Source organism: Sphingopyxis chilensis, from assembly GCF_035930445.1.
GTDB classification, from domain to species: Bacteria; Pseudomonadota; Alphaproteobacteria; order Sphingomonadales; family Sphingomonadaceae; genus Sphingopyxis; species Sphingopyxis chilensis.
The window spans coordinates 2,272,724-2,291,730 of the sequence record NZ_CP142394.1 but is presented as its reverse complement, the minus strand read 5'-3'; the positions used below and the strand labels follow the sequence as shown (position 1 = coordinate 2,291,730).

The following is a 19,007-nucleotide window of genomic DNA, read 5'->3' as shown; positions in this document are numbered from 1 at the left end:
CAAGGGGTCCGACAGATGACCGATATCGCAGCGACTGCACCCGCGCACGGCCACGCCCATGCGCATGACAACCATGATCACGACACGCCGGGCTTTTTCGTCCGCTGGTTCATGTCCACGAACCACAAGGATATCGGCACCCTTTACCTGATCTTCGCGATCATTGCCGGCATCGTCGGCGGCGTGATTTCGGGCATGATGCGCCTCGAGCTCGCGCACCCCGGCATCCAGTATCTGACCGGCTGGGCGCAATTCTTCGACGCGTCGGCGGGCGAGGTGCAGGCCAAGCATTTCTGGAACGTGATGATCACCGCGCACGGCCTGATCATGGTTTTCTTCATGGTCATGCCCGCGATGATCGGCGGTTTCGGCAACTGGTTCGTGCCGCTGATGATCGGCGCACCCGACATGGCGTTCCCGCGCATGAACAATGTCAGCTTCTGGCTGACGGCGGTGGCGTTCGTCATGCTTGTCGGCTCGATGTTCGTTCCAGGCGGCAGCGGCCTTGGCGCCGGCACCGGCTGGACGGTCTATGCCCCGCTATCGACCAGCGGCTCGCCAGGGCCCGCGGTCGACATGGCGATCTTTTCGCTCCACCTTGCGGGTGCGGCGTCGATTTTGGGTGCGATCAACTTTATCACCACCATTTTCAACATGCGCGCGCCGGGGATGACAATCCACAAGATGCCGCTGTTCGTGTGGTCGGTGCTGGTCACCGCCTTCCTGCTGCTGCTCGCGCTGCCGGTTCTGGCCGCCGCGATCACCATGCTGCTGACCGACCGCAACTTCGGCACCACATTCTATGATGCGGCGGGCGGCGGCGATCCCGTCCTCTACCAGCATCTCTTCTGGTTCTTTGGCCACCCCGAAGTCTACATCATGATCCTGCCGGGCTTCGGCATCGTCAGCCAGGTCATCTCGACCTTCAGCCGCAAGCCGGTGTTCGGTTATCTCGGCATGGCCTATGCCATGGTCGCGATCGGCGTCGTCGGCTTCATCGTGTGGGCGCACCACATGTTCACCGTCGGCATGAGCGTGAACCTGAAGATGTATTTCACCGCGGCAACGATGGTCATCGCGGTCCCGACCGGCATCAAGATCTTCAGCTGGATCGCAACCATGTGGGGCGGTTCGATGAGCTTCAAGACCCCGATGGTATGGTCGCTCGGCTTCATCTTCATGTTCACGGTCGGCGGTGTGACCGGCGTCGTGCTTGCCAATGGCGGCGTCGACACCAATTTGCACGACACCTATTATGTCGTCGCGCACTTCCACTATGTGCTGTCGCTGGGCGCGGTCTTCTCGCTCTTCGCCGGCTTCTATTACTGGTTCCCGAAGATGTCGGGCCGGATGTACAGCGAGTTCCTCGGCCAGCTGCACTTCTGGATCTTCTTCATCGGCGTGAACGTCCTGTTTTTCCCCCAGCACTTCCTGGGCCAGCAGGGCATGCCGCGCCGTTACCCCGACTATGCGGAGGCCTATGCCTATTGGCACCTGATCTCGTCCTATGGTTATGTGATCATGGGCGTGGGCGTACTGATCTTCTTCGTGAACATCCTCTACTCGCTGTTCGCGGGCAAGCAGGCCGCCGACAATCCGTGGGGCGAAGGCGCGACCACGCTCGAATGGACGTTGTCGAGCCCCCCGCCGTTCCACCAGTTCAACGAACTGCCGCGTATCGCATGATCGGTTACGCCCCCTGCCTGGAAACGGCAGGGGGCGTCGCCCCAAAGGCGGGGTCTGGGAAATATGATCAACCCTGTCGAGCTGACAAAGACGGTATTTTTCTGACATGGCGCAGAGCCTGACCCACGGCGAAACCGCACTCCCCGCCGACTGGCGCGACCTGTTCGCGCTGACCAAGCCGCGCGTGATGTCGCTGGTGGTCTTCACCGCGCTGTGCGGGTTGCTCGCGGCGCCGGGCGAGGTGCATCCGGTGCTCGCCTTCTCGTCGATCCTCGCGATCGCGCTGGGGGCGGGGGCGTCGGGCGCGCTCAACCAATGGTATGAAGCGGGCCTTGACGCCAAGATGAAGCGCACCGCGGGGCGGCCGCTCCCCGCCGGCCGGCTCGATCCGCAGACGGCGCTGCAGTTCGGCATCGGGCTCGCCGCCTTTTCGCTGTTCCTGATGCTCTTCGCATCGAACTGGCAGGCGACGCTCCTGCTGCTCGCCTCGATCCTCTTCTATGTCTTCGTCTATACGATGTGGCTGAAGCCCAGGACGCCGCAGAATATCGTCATCGGCGGCGCGGCGGGCGCCTTTCCGCCGCTGATCGGCTGGGTCGCGGCGACGGGATCGATCGCGCCGCTGCCGGTGCTGCTCTTCCTGCTCATCTTCCTGTGGACGCCGCCGCATTTCTGGGCGCTGGCGCTGTTCATGCGTTCGGATTATGCCGCCGCGGGGATCCCGATGATGCCGGTTGTCGCGGGTGAAAAGTCGACGCGGCGCCAGATCCTCTTTTATGCGATCATCATGGCGGCGGGAGCGATCGCCCCGTGGCCGCTCGGTTACACCGGCGCGCTCTATGGCTGGACCGCCATCCTCCTGTCGGCGGTCTTCGTCCTGTTCTCGATCCAGGTCGGCACGCGCACGACGGGCGAGGGCGATCTGATGCAGCCCGAAAAGCGTCTCTTCGCTTATTCGATCGCTTATCTTTTTATATTGTTCGGCGCCGTCGTTGCCGACCATTGGTGGCCGCTATGACCGACGAAAACTCTAAGGAACCTTCTGGACCCGAACCTTTCGACGAGGCCGAATATCGCCGCCGTCAGCGCAGCCGCGCCAATCTGATGGCGTGGATGCTCGGCGGGCTCGCGATCCTCTTTTTCTTCATCACCATCGCCAAGATGCAGATTTTCGCATGATCGCCCGCGTGTCCCCCAACGCGAAAACCGCCAGCCTTGCCGCGCTGCTCGCACTCGCGATGGTGGGCCTCGGCTTCGCGGCGGTGCCGCTCTATAATCTCTTTTGCCGCGTGACCGGTTTCGGCGGCACGACGCAGCGTTTCGACCCGGTCGCCGCAGCGGAGGAGCCGCAGATCCTGTCAGACACGATTTCGGTGCGCTTCGACGCCAATGTCTCGCCGAACCTGCCGTGGAAATTCTATCCTGAACATCCGACCGACACGGTCAGCATCGGCGCGCGCGACATGGCGATCTTCATCGCCGAGAATAATTCGGGGCAGCCCGTCATCGGGACCGCGAGCTTCAACGTCACGCCGACCCAGGCGGGCAAATATTTCACCAAGATCCAGTGCTTCTGCTTCACCCAGCAACGGCTGGAGCCGGGGCAACAGATGCGCATGCCGGTGCTGTTCTTCGTCGATCCGAAGATCAAGGACGACCCCGACGCGCGCGACGTGCAGGAAATCACCTTGAGCTACACCTTTCACCCTGTAGACGAGGGTAAAAAGGCGAGCTAAGGCCGCGAACAAGAGTCTAACAAGACCGGCAGATGATGGGGAATCGTCATGCTGGGGCAGCAAAAACGGGAATTGTGACATGGCCGGTGCCAAACATCATGACTATCACCTCGTAAATCCCAGCGTCTGGCCGCTCATCGGCTCGGTTGCCGCGCTCGTGATGTTCTTCGGGCTCGTCATGTCGATGCACGCCGACCATTTTGGCGGCGTCGGCAAATGGGTTCTCGGCCTTGGCTTCATGGGCGTGATCGCGACCTTCTTCAGCTGGTGGTCGGACGTCATCAACGAAGCGCATGCCGGCGATCATACCCCTGTCGTCCAGCTGCACCTGCGATACGGCATGATCCTGTTCATCGCGTCCGAAGTGATGTTCTTTGTCGGCTGGTTCTGGGCCTGGTTCGACTTCTCGCTCTTTCCCGTGCCGATCGAATATGCCGAAGGTGCGGTCACCTCGCTGTTCGGCCAGGATGGCGCCGACGCGATCACCATGTGGCCGCCGAAGGGCATCGAAGTCATCGACGCCTTCTCGCTGCCGCTGCTCAACACGCTGATCCTGCTCTGCTCGGGTACCACGATCACCTGGGCGCACCATTCGCTGATCCACGGCGACCGCGAAGGCCTCAAGAAGGGCCTGTGGCTGACGATCATCCTCGGTGCGGTCTTCTCGACGATCCAGGCTTATGAATATGCCCATGCGCCGTTCGGCTTCGGACAGAGCAACTATAGCTCGGCCTTCTATATGGCGACCGGCTTCCACGGCTTCCACGTGCTTGTCGGCACGATCTTCCTGATCGTCTGCCTCGTGCGCACCTATAAGGGCCACTTCACGCCGCAGCAGCATTTCGGGTTCGAAGCCGCGGCCTGGTACTGGCACTTCGTCGATGTCGTGTGGCTGTTCCTCTTCATCATCGTCTATGTCTGGGGCGGCTGGGGCGCGCCGGTCGCCGCGCACTAAATTGCCCGCTGGCAATCAACCGCAAAAAGGGCAGCCGCCGATCGCGCGCGCTGCCCTTTTTGGCCTTTGTCCCGAATGCGGCGCGCAGACGCTGTTCGACGGGCCGGTCAAATTCGCGCCGCGTTGCCGCGTCTGCGGGCTCGATTTCGAGAGCTATAATGTCGGCGATGGGCCCGCGGCGTTCCTGACGCTGATCATCGGCGCGCTGCTGATCGCGATCGCGCTGACGATCGATGCCTTGTTCCGACCGCCTTTCTGGGTGCATGTCGTGCTGTGGGTACCGCTGACCGCCGCCGCCGTCGTCTATGGCCTGCGCGTCGGCAAGGCGGCCCTGCTCGCGAGCGAGCATCAGCGGCAAGCCGCCGAGGGGCGGCGGGTGGACGATGACCATGACTGAACCAGCCGAACGGCCCGTGCGGCGCTGGCCGCTGATCCCGACCCTGCTCGTGCTCGCCGCGGTCGCGGTGATGATCGCGCTCGGCGTCTGGCAGCTCCAGCGCAAAAGCGAGAAGGAAGCGCTGATCGCGCTTTACCAGCGCAATATGGCGATGTCGTCGCTGGTGGCCTATCCCGAGCTGCCGCCGGTGGAAGACAGCTTCCTCTATCGCAAGAGCAGCATCGTGTGCCTCGAGCCTGTGCGCTGGGACCCGCGCAGCGGCACCGACCGCAAGGGCAAGTCGGGAATCCGCATGATCGCCGATTGCCGGACCGGCGCCGAAGGGCCGGGGGTGCTCGTCGATGTCGGCATAGGCGACGATTTTGCGCCGCCGAAATGGGGCGGCGGGACGGTGCAGGGGACGATCGTCCCCGGTCCCGAGCAGCCGACGGTGATGGCGCGGGCGATGGGCAAGGCGGTTCCCGCGCGCGCGATGCTGGTCGCCGACGCGCCGGTTGCGAACCTGCGCCCAAGCGGCGTGCCTTCAGCCGACGATACGCCGAACAACCATCTGGCCTATGCGGTGCAATGGTTCCTGTTCGCCGCCGCGGCGCTCGTCATCTATATATTGGCTGTCCGTCGCCGCTTGCGGCCTTGAGCCTCTCCCGCTAGGCGCTGGGCCGCCATGGAATATATCAGCACCCGCGGCTCCGCGCCGACCCTCGACTTTCGTGCCGCGACATTGGCCGGCCTTGCCAGCGACGGCGGCCTCTATGTGCCGGCGAAATGGCCGCGGATGTCGGCGGAGGATATTCGCGCGCTCGCGGGGCTCGACTATGCCGAAACCGCGGTGCGGATCATGCGGCCCTTCGTCGAGGGCGTGCTGACCGAGGACGAGCTGCGCACCCTGTGCCGCGCCGCCTATGGCCGCTTCAGCCATGACGCGGTGACGCCGCTCGTCCAGCTCGACCATCGCCACTGGCTGCTCGAACTGTTCCACGGCCCGACGCTGGCGTTCAAGGACGTCGCGCTGCAATTGCTCGGGCAATTGTTCGAAAAGTTCCTGGCGGGCGGCGATACCGACATCACGATCGTCGGAGCGACGTCGGGCGATACCGGGTCGGCGGCGATCGAGGCGGTCGCGGGACGCGAGCATATCCAGATCTTCATGCTCCATCCCGAAGGGCGTGTCAGCGACGTGCAGCGGCGCCAGATGACGACGGTGCTCGCGCCCAACGTCCACAATATCGCGATCGACGGCAGCTTCGACGACGCACAGGCGATGGTGAAGCGGCTGTTCGGCGACGAGGAAGCGCGGAGCCAGGTCAACCTGTCGGCGGTGAACAGCATCAACTGGGCGCGGCTGATGGCGCAGGTCGTCTATTATTTCTACGCCGCGGTGCGCCTTGGCGGACCCGACCGTCCGGTGGCGTTCAGCGTGCCGACGGGCAATTTCGGCGACGTGTTCGCGGGCTATGTCGCGGCGCAGATGGGGCTGCCCGTGGCAAAGCTCGTCGTCGCGACCAACGTCAACGACATTCTCCACCGCGCGCTGACCAGCGGCGACTATAGCGCGGGCACGGTGACGCCGACCGCGACGCCGAGCATGGACATCCAGGTGAGCAGCAATTTCGAACGCCTGCTGTTCGACCTCTCGGGCCGCGACGACGCCGCGATCACCGGGATGATGAGCGAGTTCGACGCGAACCGCGCGATGACGATCCCTGCCGACATGCTCGCCGGCGCGCGCGACCTGTTTTCGAGCGCGAGCATCGACGGCGACGCGATGGCGCTCGCGCTGCGCTGGGCGCAGGAGCATGGCGGGCAGATCATCGACCCGCACAGCGCCGTCGGCCTCGCCGCCGCGCGCGCGCTGGAGATCGATGCCGATATTCCCGTCGTCACGCTCGCGACAGCGCATCCCGCGAAATTCCGCGAGGCGGTCGAGCGCGCGACCGGCGTGCGCCCGCCGCTGCCCGCGCGGCTGGGCAACCTCTTCGAGCGCGAAGAGCGCTATACGAAGCTGCCCGGCGACTATGACGCGGTGAAGGCCTTTGTCCTCGCGGAAGCGGCGCGTGGCTGACCTCTTACCCCTTGTCACGCTCGTCGGCGAGGCGTGGGACGATTATGGGCTGGTCGACAGCGGCCACGGGCGCAAGCTCGAACGATACGGCCGTTATCGCTTCATCCGCCCCGAGCCGCAGGCGATGTGGGCGCCGGCGCTTCCGCCGAGCGAATGGGAAGCCGCCGACGGCGAATTCATCCCTGCGTCCGACGACGATGGTGGCGGGCGCTGGTATTATAACAAGCCCGTGCCCAGCGAGGGCTGGCCGCTCGCGTGGCGCGAGACGCGTTTCACCGCCTCGTGCACCCCGTTCCGCCATCTCGGTTTCTTCCCCGACATGGCGCCGGTGTGGGACTGGCTGCGCGGCCAGGTGGCCGACAAGCCCGATCCCGCCTTTCTCAACCTCTTCGGCTATACGGGCGTCGGGAGCCAGGCGCTCGCCGCGGCGGGGGCCTCGGTCACGCATGTCGATGCGTCGAAGAAGTCGGTGGGGCAGGCGCGCGAGAATGCGGCGCTTGCCGGCCTGGCCGACAAGCCGGTGCGCTGGATCGTCGACGATGCGGGCAAGTTCACCGCGCGCGAGGTGCGGCGCGAGCGGCGTTACGATGCGATCCTGCTCGACCCGCCGAAGTTCGGGCGCGGGCCGGGCGGCGAGCGCTGGCAGATCGAGGAGGGGCTCGCGCCCTTGCTCACCGACTGCCGCCGTTTGCTCGACGCCGACAGCCGGGCGCTGTTCCTGACCGTCTACGCCGTGCGCATGTCGGCGCTCGCGATCGGCGAGCTGGTCGCGCAGCTTTTCGCCGACCTGCCGGGCAAGGTCGAGTGCGGCGAACTGGCGGTGCGCGAGGAGGCGAGGGGGCTGCTGCTGCCAACGGCGATTTTCGCGCGCTGGAGCCGCTGACGCATTTCCGCGGCGGGCGCTTTGCTGCATACGTTTGCCGCACAAAAAAGCGCAGCATTGTGACCCAAATGCAACGGTCGATGCGTTGACAATGAGAACGTTCCCATTTAGATAACGTTCACATAACGGGAATGCCGCCACCAAAAGAGAGCGGCTATGTGGGAGAAATGGGGATGCGGGCGTCTCAAAAGCAGTGGCTTGCCAAGTTTCTGGCCGGGACTTCGGCGCTGTCGATGATGGGCATGGCGCAGGTCGCCTTCGCGCAGGAAGCGCCGGCCGACAGCGAAGTTGGCGGTGATGAAATCATCGTGACGGGCATTCGTGCCTCGCTCGCTGCATCAGCCGACATCAAGCGCGAGGCGCAGGGCGTCGTCGATGCGATCTCTGCCGAAGACATCGGCAAATTCCCCGACACCAACCTCGCCGAATCGCTCCAGCGCATCACGGGCGTGTCGATCGACCGCTCGAACGGCGAAGGTTCGCTGGTCACGGTCCGCGGCTTCGGCCCCGAATTCAACCTCGTGACATTGAACGGCCGCCAGATGCCGACCGCGCTGATCGGCGACGGCGGCAGCGCGCCGTCGTCGCGGTCGTTCGATTTTGCCAACCTCGCGTCCGAAGGCATCGCGTCGGTCGAGGTCTACAAAAGCGGCCGGGCGACGATCGAATCGGGCGGCATCGGTTCGTCGATCAACATTCGCACGCCGCGCCCGCTCGACAATCCGGGGATGCGCGGCAGCCTTTCGGTCAAGGGCGTCTACGATACGTCGCGCAACAATGGCGACCCGATCACGCCCGAAGTGTCGGGCATCTTCAGCACGACTTTCGCCGAAGACCGCATCGGCATCATGATCGCGGGATCGTACCAGAAGCGCAAGTCGAGCACCAACACGGCGAATGTCGGCTGGCGCGACGGTTATCTGGGCAGCGAAAACAACTGGGGTTCGCTCGCGCAGCCGGGCGATCCGCGCGCCGACAACATCACCAACCGTCCTGGCCCCGACGACGTCTATCAGGTGCCGCAGAATGCGTCCTATGACCTCAACGACATCAATCGCGAGCGCATCAACGGGCAGGCGGTGCTACAGTTCCGGCCGACCGATGAACTGACCGCGACGGTCGACTATGTCTATTCGCGCAACACGGTCGAAACGCGGAACAGCAATGTCGGCGTCTGGTTCAACCACGAAAACACGTCGAGCGCGTGGACCGACGGGCCGGTCGCCGGGCCGATCTTTTACAGCGAGATATTCGCGCCGCCGACCGGGACGCCCGGGCCCGACGCGCTCTATGGCGGCAAGGATCTGTCGTACAGCGGCGCGCTGACCGAAAACCGGGCGGAGAATAATTCGCTCGGCTTCAACCTCGAATGGAAGGGCACGGACGGGGTGACGTTCGAGCTCGACGCGCATCATTCGACCGCCGAGGTCAATCCGGTCAACCGCTTCGGGTCGAGCATGTCGCTGGGTAATGCCGTCTTTGGCGTGCAGAATCAGACGATCAATTTCGAGAATGACCTGCCGGTCATCTCCTACGGCATGTATCCGGGCATCGACCCGCTCGACGCGTCGTTGATCACGCCGACGGGTAATGCCTTCCGCAACGCTTTTTTCCGCAACCGGATCAACCAGGTGCAGCTGCGCGGCCAATATGACCATGACGGCGGTTTCCTCGACAGCATCGATTTCGGCGTTTCCTATGTCGACAGCAAGGTGCGCTCGGCGTTCGGCACGATCCAGAACGACGACACATGGGGCGGCGCGGGTCCGGCGGCGGATATTCCCGACGACATTTTCAAACTCGTCACGCTGCCCGACAAATTCCCCGGTCTTGCGCAATCGGGGATGATCGAGAGTTTCTATACCTTCGATTTCGAGCGACTGGCCGACCTGAACGAGCAGAATTATCAGGTCTGCAGCAACCCCGCGACGGGCGCTGCACAGCCGGGCACCTGCCTTGCCGTCTTCAACACCGATCGGCGCATCTCCGAAAAGACGCTGGCGCCCTATCTGCAGGTCGCGACGGTATTCGACCTGTTCCAGAATCCCGCGCATTTCACGGCGGGTATCCGGTATGAGACGACCGATATCTCGTCGGCGGCGCTGGTGCCGGTGCCGGTGACGACCACCTGGGTCGGCGACAATGAATTCAACGTCGTCTTTTCGGGCGAAAGCGACTTTACGCGGTTCAAGGGCTCCTACGACAATTGGCTGCCGGCGATCGATTTCGACATCTCTCCGATGGAGGACATCAAGCTGCGTGCATCCTACAGCCACACGATCACGCGCCCCGACTATGCCAGCATGCAGGGCGGGCGGACGATCGATACGCTGTTCCGCGTCGGCGGCGGCACGGGTGCGCAGGGCAATCCGGGGCTGGTCCCGTACAAGTCGAAGAATATCGACCTGTCGGCGGAGTGGTATTACGGCCGCGATTCCTATCTGTCGGTGGGCTATTTCCACAAGGATGTGAGCAATTTCATATCCTCGACGCGGATCGACTCGAGTGCGTTCGGGTTGACGACGCCGGTGGGCGGGCCGCGCTGGAATGCCGCGATCGCCGCGATCGGGTCGGGTGCGACTGTCGGGCAAATTCGCGAATATATCATCGAGAATTTCCCCGACACGGTCACGGGCAACATCATCAATGCCGCGCCCGGCGATCCGCTCGTCAATTTCGAAATCGCGACGCCGGTGAACAGCGACCAGACTGCGTCGCTCAACGGCTGGGAGTTCGCGCTCCAGCACAGCTTCTGGGATACCGGCTTCGGCGTCATCCTGAACTATACGATCGTCAACGGCGATGCGACGTACGACAATACGCAGCCGTCGTCGGTGGCGCAGTTCGCGCTGACCGGACTCAGCGACAGCGCCAACGCCGTGGCCTTCTATGACAAGAATGGCCTCCAGGCGCGCGTCGCGTGGAACTGGCGCGACGAATTCCTCGCGGGAACGGGCCCGAACCCCTTCTATACCGAGGAATATTGGCAGATCGACGCGAGCGCGAGCTATGAGTTCATCCCGGGCTTTACGGGGTTCGTCGAGGCGATCAACCTGACGGGCGAGGGCCGCCGCGGGCACCTTCGCAGCAAGAACAATGTCACCTTCGTCCAGCCGGGCTTCGCCCGCTATGCGGCAGGGGTCAGGTTCAGCTTCTAGAACGGCGGAACCCGTCCGCCGGGTTTCCGGCAAGGGGGTCGCGCCTTTTCGGGCGCGGCTCTTTTGCGTGACGGATCACGAAGCGTAGCCTAGGATCGGTGACAATGAATAGCGCGATCGAGAGGGTTGTCATCGTGGGCGGCGGCACCGCCGGCTGGCTGGCGGCGTCGCTGCTCGCGACATCGCGGCGGGCGAAGGCGGCGCCGCTGTCGGTGACGGTGGTCGAGGCGCCCGACGTCGCGATCGTCGGCGTCGGCGAAGGCACCTGGCCGACGATGCGAACGACGCTCCAGACGATCGGGCTGGACGAGACCGAGTTCCTCGCGGCCTGCGACGGGGCGTTCAAGCAGGCGTCGCGTTTCGACGGCTGGGTCGATGGCTCGGCGGGCGATTCCTATCTCCACCCCTTCACCACGCCGCCGGCGGTGCCGCTCGGCGAATTGCTCGCCGCGTGGCAGGCCTCGGCCCCCGACCAGCCGTTCGCGGCGGCGATGAGCGCGCAGGCGGCGGTCTGCAAGCAGCATCTCGCGCCGCGGCAGCGCGCGATGCCCGGCTATCAGGGCGCGGCCAACTATGCCTATCATTTCGCCGCGGAAAAATTCGCGGCGCTGCTGTCGGTGCACGCGACGCAGGTTTTGGGCGTCGAGCATATCCTGGGCCGCGTCACCGGCGCACGGCGCGCCGCGAACGGTGATATCGCCGCGCTGACCACCGACAGCGGGCGCGAGGTCGCGGGCGACCTGTTCATCGACTGCACCGGCTTCAAGGGGCTGTTGATCGACGGCGAACTCGGCGTCGAGTGGATCGACCGCAGCGACCATGCGTTCAACGACCGCGCGATCGCTTCGCAGGTGCCGGTGCCGCCGGGCAGCCCCATCGCATCGCAAACGATCGCGACCGCGCACGAGGCCGGCTGGATCTGGGATATCGGCCTGCCGTCGCGGCGCGGCATCGGCTGCGTCTATTCGAGCCGTTTCATGGACGCCGAACGCGCGGAGACGATCCTGCGCGACTATATCGCGCGCGAACTGCCCGGCGCGCTGCCCAAGGAAGGGGCGTTCGGCGCGCCGTTCAAGCATATCAGCTTCCGGACCGGCCACCGCGCGCGCTTCTGGGAAAAAAACTGCCTTTCGATCGGCCTCGCGGCGGGTTTCATCGAGCCGCTCGAAGCGTCGGCGATCGTGCTGATCGAATTGTCGCTGCGCGCGCTCACCGACAATTTCCCGGCCGACCGCGCCGCGATGGACATCCACGCGGCGCGCTTCAACAAGCTGTTCCGCTATCGCTGGGACCGCATCGTCGAATTCCTGAAGCTCCATTATGTGCTCAGCCGCCGCGACGAACCCTATTGGCGCGCGCACCGCGACCCCGACCATATCCCGCCGCATCTGGCCGACCTGCTGACGCTATGGCGCGACCAGCCGCCATCCTCGTCGGATTTCCCCTATGTCGACGAGATTTTCTCGGCGGAAAGCCACCAGTATATCCTCTATGGCATGGGATTTCCGGCCCCCGCCGGCTGGCCCGCGAGCGACCGCGCGCTGGCGGCGCTGGCCGAGATGCGGCAGCGCGCGCGCACGCTTGCCGCCGGGTTGCCGACGAACCGCGCCTACCTCGACACGCTCGCCGCCGATCGCGTCGCGGCCGAATAGGAAGAAAGACCCGAATGACCCAGCATGCCGTGCTCAACAAAAATACCCATCGCGAACTGCGCGTTCGGGCGGAGGCGGGTGCGGACCTTGGCGACGGGGTGATGGCGACGCTGACCGTGCCGAACGAGTTTCGCAGCATCCAGGGGCATTTCCCGATCCTGTTCCGGCGCGAGATCGACCGCAACGAATTCATCGCGGTCGCCTTGCTCGGCTTTGAATCGGGCGAAAATCTGTTTCTCGACGGCGACCGCTGGGACGCGCGTTATCGGCCGCTGTCGCTCGCGATCCAGCCCTTTCTGATCGGGCGCCCGGCGAGCGGCGACGGGCCGGGACAGGTGCATGTCGACCTGGAGCACCCGCGCATCGCGCCGGGCGGGGAGGGCATTCGTCTGTTCGACGCCGACGGCGCGCCCACTCCCTATCTCGACCAGATCGCCGAGCGTCTTGGCGACCTCGACGAGGGGTATCGCGCGAGCAAGGCCTTTCTCGACGCGCTCGACGCCTATGAATTGCTCGAACCCTTCAACCTCGAAGTCACACTCGACGATGGGTCGATCAATTCGCTCGTCGGGTTCCATATCATCGACGAGGCGAAGCTGCGCGCGCTTGATGGCGAGGCGCTCGGCGCGCTGCACGCGGCGGGGCATCTGATGCCGATCTTCATGGCGCTTGCCTCGCTGTCGCAGCTGTCGGCGCTCGTCGCGCGCAAGAACCGCAGGCTCGGCAGTGGCTGAACAGGGCGGCGCCTTTACCGACCGCCTCGCGCGGGTGCCCGAGCGTTCATGGGATAAGGGGGCGGGGCCGGGCGCGTTGCTCGAAGGCGCGCGCGAGCCCTTTGTCCTTCGCGGGCTTGCCGCCGGCTGGCCGCTGGTCGAGGCGGGCAAAAGGTCGGCGCGCGACGCGCGAGCCTTTCTGCTCGAACATGCCCGCGACCGGCCTTTCAAAGTGTCGATCGGCCCGCCGGGACATGACGGGCGGCTGTTCTACGACGACGACATGGCGATGAATTTCCGCGTCGGGACCGGGAAGCTGGCCGATATATTCGGAGGCATCGATACGGCCGAGGAACGCGGTGAGGCGCGCACCGTCTATCTGGCGTCGATCGATATTCCGTCGCATTTCGACGGGCTCGACGAAGCGAACCCGATCGACCTCGGCGACCGCGATCCGCTGAAAAGCATCTGGATCGGCACGCGCACCAAGATTGCGGCGCACAACGACTTTCCCGACAATCTCGCCTGCTGCGCCGTGGGACGCCGCCGGTTCACGCTGTTCCCGCCGGGCGCGTTCCGTAATCTCTATCTCGGCCCAATCGATAATACGCCGGCGGGGCGCGTCGTCAGCATGGTCGATTTCGACGCGCCCGACCTTGCCGCCCACCCGCGCTTCGTCGATGCGATGGCGGAGGCGTTGACGGTGGAGCTGGAGCCCGGCGACGCGATCTTCATCCCGTCGATGTGGTGGCACCATGTCGAGGGGCTCGCCGACTTCAACATATTGGTGAACTATTGGTGGCGCCGCACGCCCGCCTGGCTGGGCCAGCCGCAGGCGGCGCTCAATCACGCGATCCTCGCGATCCGCGACCTGCCGGCCGAGGACAAGGCGATCTGGCGCGAGCAGTTCGACCATTATGTATTCGACAATGACGCCAGCGTCACCGACCATATTCCCGAAACCGCGCGCAGCATCCTCGCCCCGCTCACGTCCGATACGGCGGGGCGGCTGCGCGCCTTCTTGCTGAGGGCTTTGAGCAAATGAGCGACAGGAAACCGGTCCAGCGCATCGTCATCGCGGGCGGCGGCACCGCGGGCTGGATGATGGCGGCGGCGATCGCGCGCACCATGGGGCCCACGGTCGACCTGACGCTGGTCGAGTCCGAGGCGATCGGGACGATCGGGGTTGGCGAGTCCACCATTCCGCCGCTCGTCAATTTCAACCGCATCCTCGGCATCCCCGAGCCCGAATTCATGCGCGCGACACAGGCGACGTTCAAGCTCGGCATCCTGTTCGACAATTGGAAGCACGACGGCGACAGCTATTTCCACAGCTTTGGCCTGTCGGGCAAGGATCACTGGTCGGCGGGGTTCCAGCATTTCTGGCTCAACGCGCGCGAACGCGGGCATGAACAGCCCTATGAGGATTATTGCCTCGAGCTGGTCGCCGGGATGCAGGGCAAGTTCGCGCACCTGCCCGAAGAGCGGATGAATTATGCCTATCATGTCGATGCGACGCTTTATGGCCGCTATCTGCGCAAGCTCGCCGAGGCCGATGGGTGCACGCGCGTCGAGGGCAAGATCGCGCGCGTCGAGCTGGACGGCGAGAGCGGCGACATCGCCGCGCTGCATCTCGACGGCGAGCGGCGGATCGAGGGCGACATGTTCGTCGACTGCACCGGCTTTCGCGGCCTGCTGATCGACGGCGCGCTGCACGCGGGGTTCGAGGACTGGAGCCACTGGCTGCCCAACGACAGCGCGATCGCGGTGCAGTCGAAGCATCTCGGCCCGCCGATGCCCTATACGCAGGCGATCGCGCACGACGCCGGCTGGCAATGGCGCATCCCGCTGCAGCACCGGATGGGCGCCGGGATCGTCTACACCAGCGGCTATCTGTCGCGCGACGAGGCTTATGACCGGCTGATGGGCAGCGTCGGCGAGCCGCTGATCGAACCGTTCGACATCAAGTTCAAGGGCGGGGTGCGGCGCAAACAATGGTTCCGCAACTGCGTCGCCGTCGGCCTTGCGGGGGGCTTTGTCGAGCCGCTCGAGGCGACGACGGTGCACTTGATCCAGCGCGCGGTGCTGCGTTTCATCCGCCTGATGCCGAACGGACGTGTCAGCGAGCGCGACGCGCAGGAATTCAATGACCAGCAACGGCTCGACATCGAGCAGATCCGCGATTTCGTCGTGCTGCATTACAAGGCGACCAACCGCCGCGACAGCCCCTTCTGGCGCCATGTCGCGAACATGCCGGTTCCGGACTCGCTGCAGCAAAAGATCGAGCTGTTCCGCGAGACGGGCCGCGTGTTCCGCAAATATGAGGAATTATTTGCCGAGAATAGCTGGGTTCAGGTGATGATGGGGCAGGGGATCGAGCCGCAGACCTATCACCCGATCGCCGCCAAGCTGCGCGACGACGAGGTCGAGCGGCTGTTCCAGACGCTGCGCGACAATATCGCGCAGACCGTCGCGACGCTGCCCGAACATCACGCCTATGTCGCGCGCTATTGCGGCGCCGAGGAGCCGAAGGCCGCGTGATGCGCGCTGCGGCGATCCTGATGCTGGCCGCCGCGCCGGCCGCTGCTACGGCGCAGCAGGGCGCGGATGCCGGGTGGCGGCTCGTCTGGTCAGACGAGTTCGACGGAAGCGCGGTCGACCGCGGCAAATGGGATTTCGACGTCGATTGCTGGGGCGGCGGCAACAATGAACGCCAATGCTATACCGACCGGCCCGCCAATGCGGCGATCAAGGACGGCAAGCTCGTCATCACCGCGCGCAAGGAGGCGATGACCGGGCCCGCCTTTCCCTTGTCGCAGCGCGGCGACGCCGAGAAGGCGGCGGCGCAGGCGACGAAGCGCTTTACCTCCGCCCGCCTCGTCACGCGCGGCAAGGCGGCGTGGACCTATGGCAAGATCGAGGTGCGCGCGAAGTTGCCGCAGGGGCAGGGGACGTGGCCCGCGATCTGGATGCTGCCCGAGGCCAGTCATTACGGCACCTGGGCGGCGTCGGGCGAGATCGACATATTGGAGGCGGTGAACCTCGGCGTGCGGTGCGACGAATGCGCGGGCGGGATCGAGAACCGCATCCTCGGCACGCTCCATTTCGGCGGGCAATGGCCCGACAACAAATATAAGGGCGACGAGACCGCGCTTCCCGCCCCGCTCGACGGTTTCCACGTCTTCGGCATTGTCTGGGAAAAGGGCAAGATCGTCTGGACGGTCGACGGCAAACCCTATGCGACGCGCGTCGCGAGCGAGTGGTCGACGAGCGGATCGAGCGAGCCCGCGGCGCCGTTCGACCGGCCCTTTCACCTGATCCTGAACCTCGCGGTCGGTGGCGGGCTCGCCGAGGGGCGCGGGCTGAAGGGAGTCGATGAAAGCGGCTATCCCAAAAACATGGAAATAGATTGGGTTCGCGTCTGGCAATGTGGCGGTGATGCCGTTAGCGATTGCGGCAGCACGGGGGATCAAGACGAATAATGGGGCGTCGGCGGCAGTCGGTCACGATCAAGCATGTTGCAGCCGACGCGGGTGTGTCGCTGCAGACGGTGAGCCGCGTCATCAACGACGAGCCCAATGTCCGGCCCGAGATGAAAGAGCGCGTTCAGGCGTCGATCGACAAGCTCGGCTATGTGCCCTCGATCGCGGCGCAGCGGATGAGCGGGTCCAGATCCTATCTGATCCTCGCGATCAACGACCGCGAGCGCACGATTGCCGACTGGCAGGGGCGGCAGGGCGTCGACTGGGTCGACCAGATGCTGCTCGGCGGGATGCTGAAATGCGCCGAATATGGCTATCGCATGATCTTCGAACTCGTCGACACGCACAACGACCATGTCGAGCGCGAACTGCGCGCGGCTATCGCGGCGCTGCAGCCCGACGGCGTCATCCTGACCCCGCCGCATTCGGACAATCCGCTGATCGTCGGCCTGCTCGACCAGCAAAAAATCCCCTTCGCGCGCATCGGGTCGCGCGGCGGCGCGGCGGGGATCGCGCTGACGATGGACGATGAGGGATCGGCGCGGCGCGCGACGCGGCACCTGATTGACCTCGGCCACCAGCGTATCGGCTTCATCGCGGGATCGCCCGAATACAGCCTCAGCCGCTGGCGCATCGACGGCTGGGAAGCCGAGATGGCGGCCGAGGGCCTGCCGACCGCCGGGCTGCTCGTCGAGGGCGATTTCACTTATGCTTCGGGCGCCGCCGCGGCACGGCAACTGCTCGGCGGTGCGAACCCGCCGACCGCGATCATCGCGAGCAGCGACCAGATGGCGCTCGCGACACTGGAAGTTGCGCGCGAAAGGGGGCTGGGCGTGCCGGGGCAGCTCTCGATCGTCAGCTTCGACAATACGCCCGTGGTGCGTTTCACCCAGCCGGCGCTGACCGCGGTCGACCAGCCGGTTGCCGAAACCGCGTCACGCGCGGTCGAACTGATCATCGCGGCGCAGCGCGGGGCGCCGCGTCCGGTCGAGCCGACGCGCGTGCAGGGCGGGCTCGTCGCGCGCGGGTCGACCGCCGCGCCGGCGGTCGGGCATGGCTGACACCGCCGCGGCGCGGCGCCAGTCGCTCCCGTTCCTGCTTCTCTACGCGCTCGCTTCGGCGGGCGGGGCGATCGCCTATGTCCCGTTCCTGACGATCTGGCTGCCGTCGCGAATGACCGAGCTGGCGGGGCCGGCCGACGTCCAGACCTTGGGCTACGTCACTTTTTTCGGCGCGATCGCGGCGAGCATCGGGGGCATCCTTTTCGGCTGGCTCAGCGACCGCACGCACAGCCGGCGCGCGTGGGTGCTCGCGGGGCTGGTCCTCAGCATCGCCTTGCTGATGCTCGTGCCGCTGGCGGAGGATATCTGGACGCTCGTCGGCATCGTCATCGGGTGGCAGCTTACGCTCAACATGATGCTCGGGCCGCTCGCCGCCTGGGCGGGCGACTGCGTTCCCGACGATCAAAAGGGGCTTCTCGGCGGGCTGCTCGCTTTCTCGCCCGCGCTTGGCGCCTGGTCGGGGGCGCTCGTGACCTGGCCGGGGCTGGTGTCGGACGACAGCCGGCTGGTCGTCATCGCGCTGCTCGTCGCAGGCGCGGTGCTGCCCGTTCTCTTGCTCGGCCGGCCGCGCCCATTCCCGGAACTGACCGCGCCGCCCTTGCGCGCGGACGCTGCGCTGCCGCGGCGGCCGAGCGGCCCCGCGGTGCGGATGTGGCTCGCGCGCCTGCTGGTCCAGATCGCCGAGGCGGCGCTGTTCGCCTATCTCTATTTCTGGTTCCGGTCGATCGACCCCGATATGCAGGACAATGAAAAGGCGCGTATTTTCGGGATTGCGCTGACGCTCGCGGTGCCGATCGCGCTGGCGAGCGGACGCTGGGCCGACCGCAACGACCGGCCTTTCCTGCCGCTTGTCGCCAGCGCGGCGATATCGGCGACAGGGATGATCGGCATGGCGTTTGCGACCGAAGCCGACATGGCCAAGGCAAGCTATCTCGTCTTCGGCGTCGCGACGACGGTGTTCCTCTCGCTCCACGCCAGCCAGACGCTGCGCATCCTGCCGCGTTCGGACCGGCGCGGGCGCGACCTCGGCATCTTCAACCTGACCAACACCGTGCCGTCGCTCATCATGCCCTGGCTGACCATTTCGCTCGTCCCCGGCTTCGGATTCGACGCGCTTTTCCTGTTGCTTGCCGGGCTGACCGCGATCGCGGTGCTCCTCCTCGCGACGATGCCTCGCGCGCGCTGATCCCGCACCGAACAGAGAGCTTGATTTCATCCGGCC

The 19,007-nt window shown here is 65.3% G+C and carries 17 protein-coding genes; all 17 read left to right on the top strand.

What is annotated here, in order from left to right; genetic code table 11:
• Positions 1-15 precede the first annotated feature (15 nt).
• The 17 genes from ctaD to VSX79_RS10445 all read left to right on the top strand — a co-directional run bounded on the left by ctaD (position 16) and on the right by VSX79_RS10445 (position 18,971).
• Positions 16-1,686, top strand: a complete 1,671-nt coding sequence (gene ctaD, locus VSX79_RS10525) for a cytochrome c oxidase subunit I (protein ID WP_326913315.1) — start codon at positions 16-18, stop codon at positions 1,684-1,686.
• Positions 1,687-1,792: 106 nt separating this feature from the next.
• Positions 1,793-2,704, top strand: a complete 912-nt coding sequence (locus VSX79_RS10520) for a heme o synthase (RefSeq protein WP_326913314.1) — start codon at positions 1,793-1,795, stop codon at positions 2,702-2,704.
• Positions 2,701-2,865 (top strand): hypothetical protein, encoded by a 165-nt coding sequence (locus VSX79_RS10515; protein ID WP_326913313.1) that lies wholly within the window; start codon positions 2,701-2,703, stop codon positions 2,863-2,865. Before VSX79_RS10520 ends, VSX79_RS10515 begins: the two co-directional genes overlap by 4 nt.
• Positions 2,862-3,422, top strand: coding sequence for a cytochrome c oxidase assembly protein (locus tag VSX79_RS10510; protein ID WP_326913312.1), 561 nt, complete (start codon positions 2,862-2,864; stop codon positions 3,420-3,422). The genes VSX79_RS10515 and VSX79_RS10510 overlap by 4 nt, the downstream gene beginning before the upstream one ends.
• Before the next feature lie 79 nt (positions 3,423-3,501).
• Positions 3,502-4,377: a cytochrome c oxidase subunit 3 gene (locus VSX79_RS10505; protein ID WP_179495641.1), complete on the top strand. Its 876-nt coding sequence runs from the start codon at positions 3,502-3,504 to the stop codon at positions 4,375-4,377.
• A gap of 1 nt (position 4,378) precedes the next feature.
• Complete coding sequence (locus tag VSX79_RS10500; RefSeq protein ID WP_326913311.1) at positions 4,379-4,774, top strand: DUF983 domain-containing protein; 396 nt, start codon at positions 4,379-4,381, stop codon at positions 4,772-4,774.
• A complete protein-coding gene (locus VSX79_RS10495) occupies positions 4,767-5,411 on the top strand; it encodes an SURF1 family protein (RefSeq protein ID WP_326913310.1) in 645 nt (214 codons plus the stop codon). The genes VSX79_RS10500 and VSX79_RS10495 overlap by 8 nt, the downstream gene beginning before the upstream one ends.
• A 27-nt stretch (positions 5,412-5,438) precedes the next feature.
• Positions 5,439-6,836, top strand: coding sequence for a threonine synthase (gene thrC, locus VSX79_RS10490; RefSeq protein WP_179495645.1), 1,398 nt, complete (start codon positions 5,439-5,441; stop codon positions 6,834-6,836).
• Complete coding sequence (locus tag VSX79_RS10485; RefSeq protein ID WP_179495647.1) at positions 6,829-7,719, top strand: class I SAM-dependent methyltransferase; 891 nt, start codon at positions 6,829-6,831, stop codon at positions 7,717-7,719. Before thrC ends, VSX79_RS10485 begins: the two co-directional genes overlap by 8 nt.
• A 173-nt stretch (positions 7,720-7,892) precedes the next feature.
• A complete protein-coding gene (locus VSX79_RS10480) occupies positions 7,893-10,877 on the top strand; it encodes a TonB-dependent receptor (protein WP_326913309.1) in 2,985 nt (994 codons plus the stop codon).
• 104 nt (positions 10,878-10,981) lie between these two features.
• Positions 10,982-12,529: a tryptophan halogenase family protein gene (locus tag VSX79_RS10475; protein ID WP_326913308.1), complete on the top strand. Its 1,548-nt coding sequence runs from the start codon at positions 10,982-10,984 to the stop codon at positions 12,527-12,529.
• Between the two features lie 14 nt (positions 12,530-12,543).
• Positions 12,544-13,263, top strand: a complete 720-nt coding sequence (locus VSX79_RS10470) for a SapC family protein (RefSeq protein ID WP_179495653.1) — start codon at positions 12,544-12,546, stop codon at positions 13,261-13,263.
• Entirely contained in the window at positions 13,256-14,287 is a 1,032-nt protein-coding gene (locus VSX79_RS10465; protein WP_326913307.1) for a cupin-like domain-containing protein, read from the top strand. The genes VSX79_RS10470 and VSX79_RS10465 overlap by 8 nt, the downstream gene beginning before the upstream one ends.
• Positions 14,284-15,783: a tryptophan halogenase family protein gene (locus tag VSX79_RS10460; protein ID WP_179495657.1), complete on the top strand. Its 1,500-nt coding sequence runs from the start codon at positions 14,284-14,286 to the stop codon at positions 15,781-15,783. Before VSX79_RS10465 ends, VSX79_RS10460 begins: the two co-directional genes overlap by 4 nt.
• Entirely contained in the window at positions 15,783-16,724 is a 942-nt protein-coding gene (locus tag VSX79_RS10455; protein WP_326915248.1) for a glycoside hydrolase family 16 protein, read from the top strand. Before VSX79_RS10460 ends, VSX79_RS10455 begins: the two co-directional genes overlap by 1 nt.
• On the top strand, positions 16,724-17,785 hold the full coding sequence (locus VSX79_RS10450) for a LacI family DNA-binding transcriptional regulator (protein ID WP_326913306.1): 1,062 nt from the start codon (positions 16,724-16,726) through the stop codon (positions 17,783-17,785). The genes VSX79_RS10455 and VSX79_RS10450 overlap by 1 nt, the downstream gene beginning before the upstream one ends.
• Positions 17,778-18,971 carry an MFS transporter gene (locus tag VSX79_RS10445; protein WP_326913305.1) on the top strand — a complete coding sequence of 398 codons (1,194 nt, stop codon included), beginning with the start codon at positions 17,778-17,780 and terminating at the stop codon, positions 18,969-18,971. Before VSX79_RS10450 ends, VSX79_RS10445 begins: the two co-directional genes overlap by 8 nt.
• Positions 18,972-19,007: the final 36 nt, after the last annotated feature.

Bases quoted from the DNA above. Each gene is read 5' to 3' on its own strand.
- ctaD (WP_326913315.1), top strand. From the start codon at position 16: ATGACCGATATCGCAGCGACTGCACCCGCGCACGGCCACGCCCATGCG.
- VSX79_RS10520 (WP_326913314.1), top strand. From the start codon at position 1,793: ATGGCGCAGAGCCTGACCCACGGCGAAACCGCACTCCCCGCCGACTGG.
- VSX79_RS10515 (WP_326913313.1), top strand. From the start codon at position 2,701: ATGACCGACGAAAACTCTAAGGAACCTTCTGGACCCGAACCTTTCGAC.
- VSX79_RS10510 (WP_326913312.1), top strand. From the start codon at position 2,862: ATGATCGCCCGCGTGTCCCCCAACGCGAAAACCGCCAGCCTTGCCGCG.
- VSX79_RS10505 (WP_179495641.1), top strand. From the start codon at position 3,502: ATGGCCGGTGCCAAACATCATGACTATCACCTCGTAAATCCCAGCGTC.
- VSX79_RS10495 (WP_326913310.1), top strand. From the start codon at position 4,767: ATGACTGAACCAGCCGAACGGCCCGTGCGGCGCTGGCCGCTGATCCCG.
- thrC (WP_179495645.1), top strand. From the start codon at position 5,439: ATGGAATATATCAGCACCCGCGGCTCCGCGCCGACCCTCGACTTTCGT.
- VSX79_RS10480 (WP_326913309.1), top strand. From the start codon at position 7,893: ATGCGGGCGTCTCAAAAGCAGTGGCTTGCCAAGTTTCTGGCCGGGACT.
- VSX79_RS10475 (WP_326913308.1), top strand. From the start codon at position 10,982: ATGAATAGCGCGATCGAGAGGGTTGTCATCGTGGGCGGCGGCACCGCC.
- VSX79_RS10470 (WP_179495653.1), top strand. From the start codon at position 12,544: ATGACCCAGCATGCCGTGCTCAACAAAAATACCCATCGCGAACTGCGC.
- VSX79_RS10460 (WP_179495657.1), top strand. From the start codon at position 14,284: ATGAGCGACAGGAAACCGGTCCAGCGCATCGTCATCGCGGGCGGCGGC.
- VSX79_RS10455 (WP_326915248.1), top strand. From the start codon at position 15,783: ATGCGCGCTGCGGCGATCCTGATGCTGGCCGCCGCGCCGGCCGCTGCT.
- VSX79_RS10450 (WP_326913306.1), top strand. From the start codon at position 16,724: ATGGGGCGTCGGCGGCAGTCGGTCACGATCAAGCATGTTGCAGCCGAC.
- VSX79_RS10445 (WP_326913305.1), top strand. From the start codon at position 17,778: ATGGCTGACACCGCCGCGGCGCGGCGCCAGTCGCTCCCGTTCCTGCTT.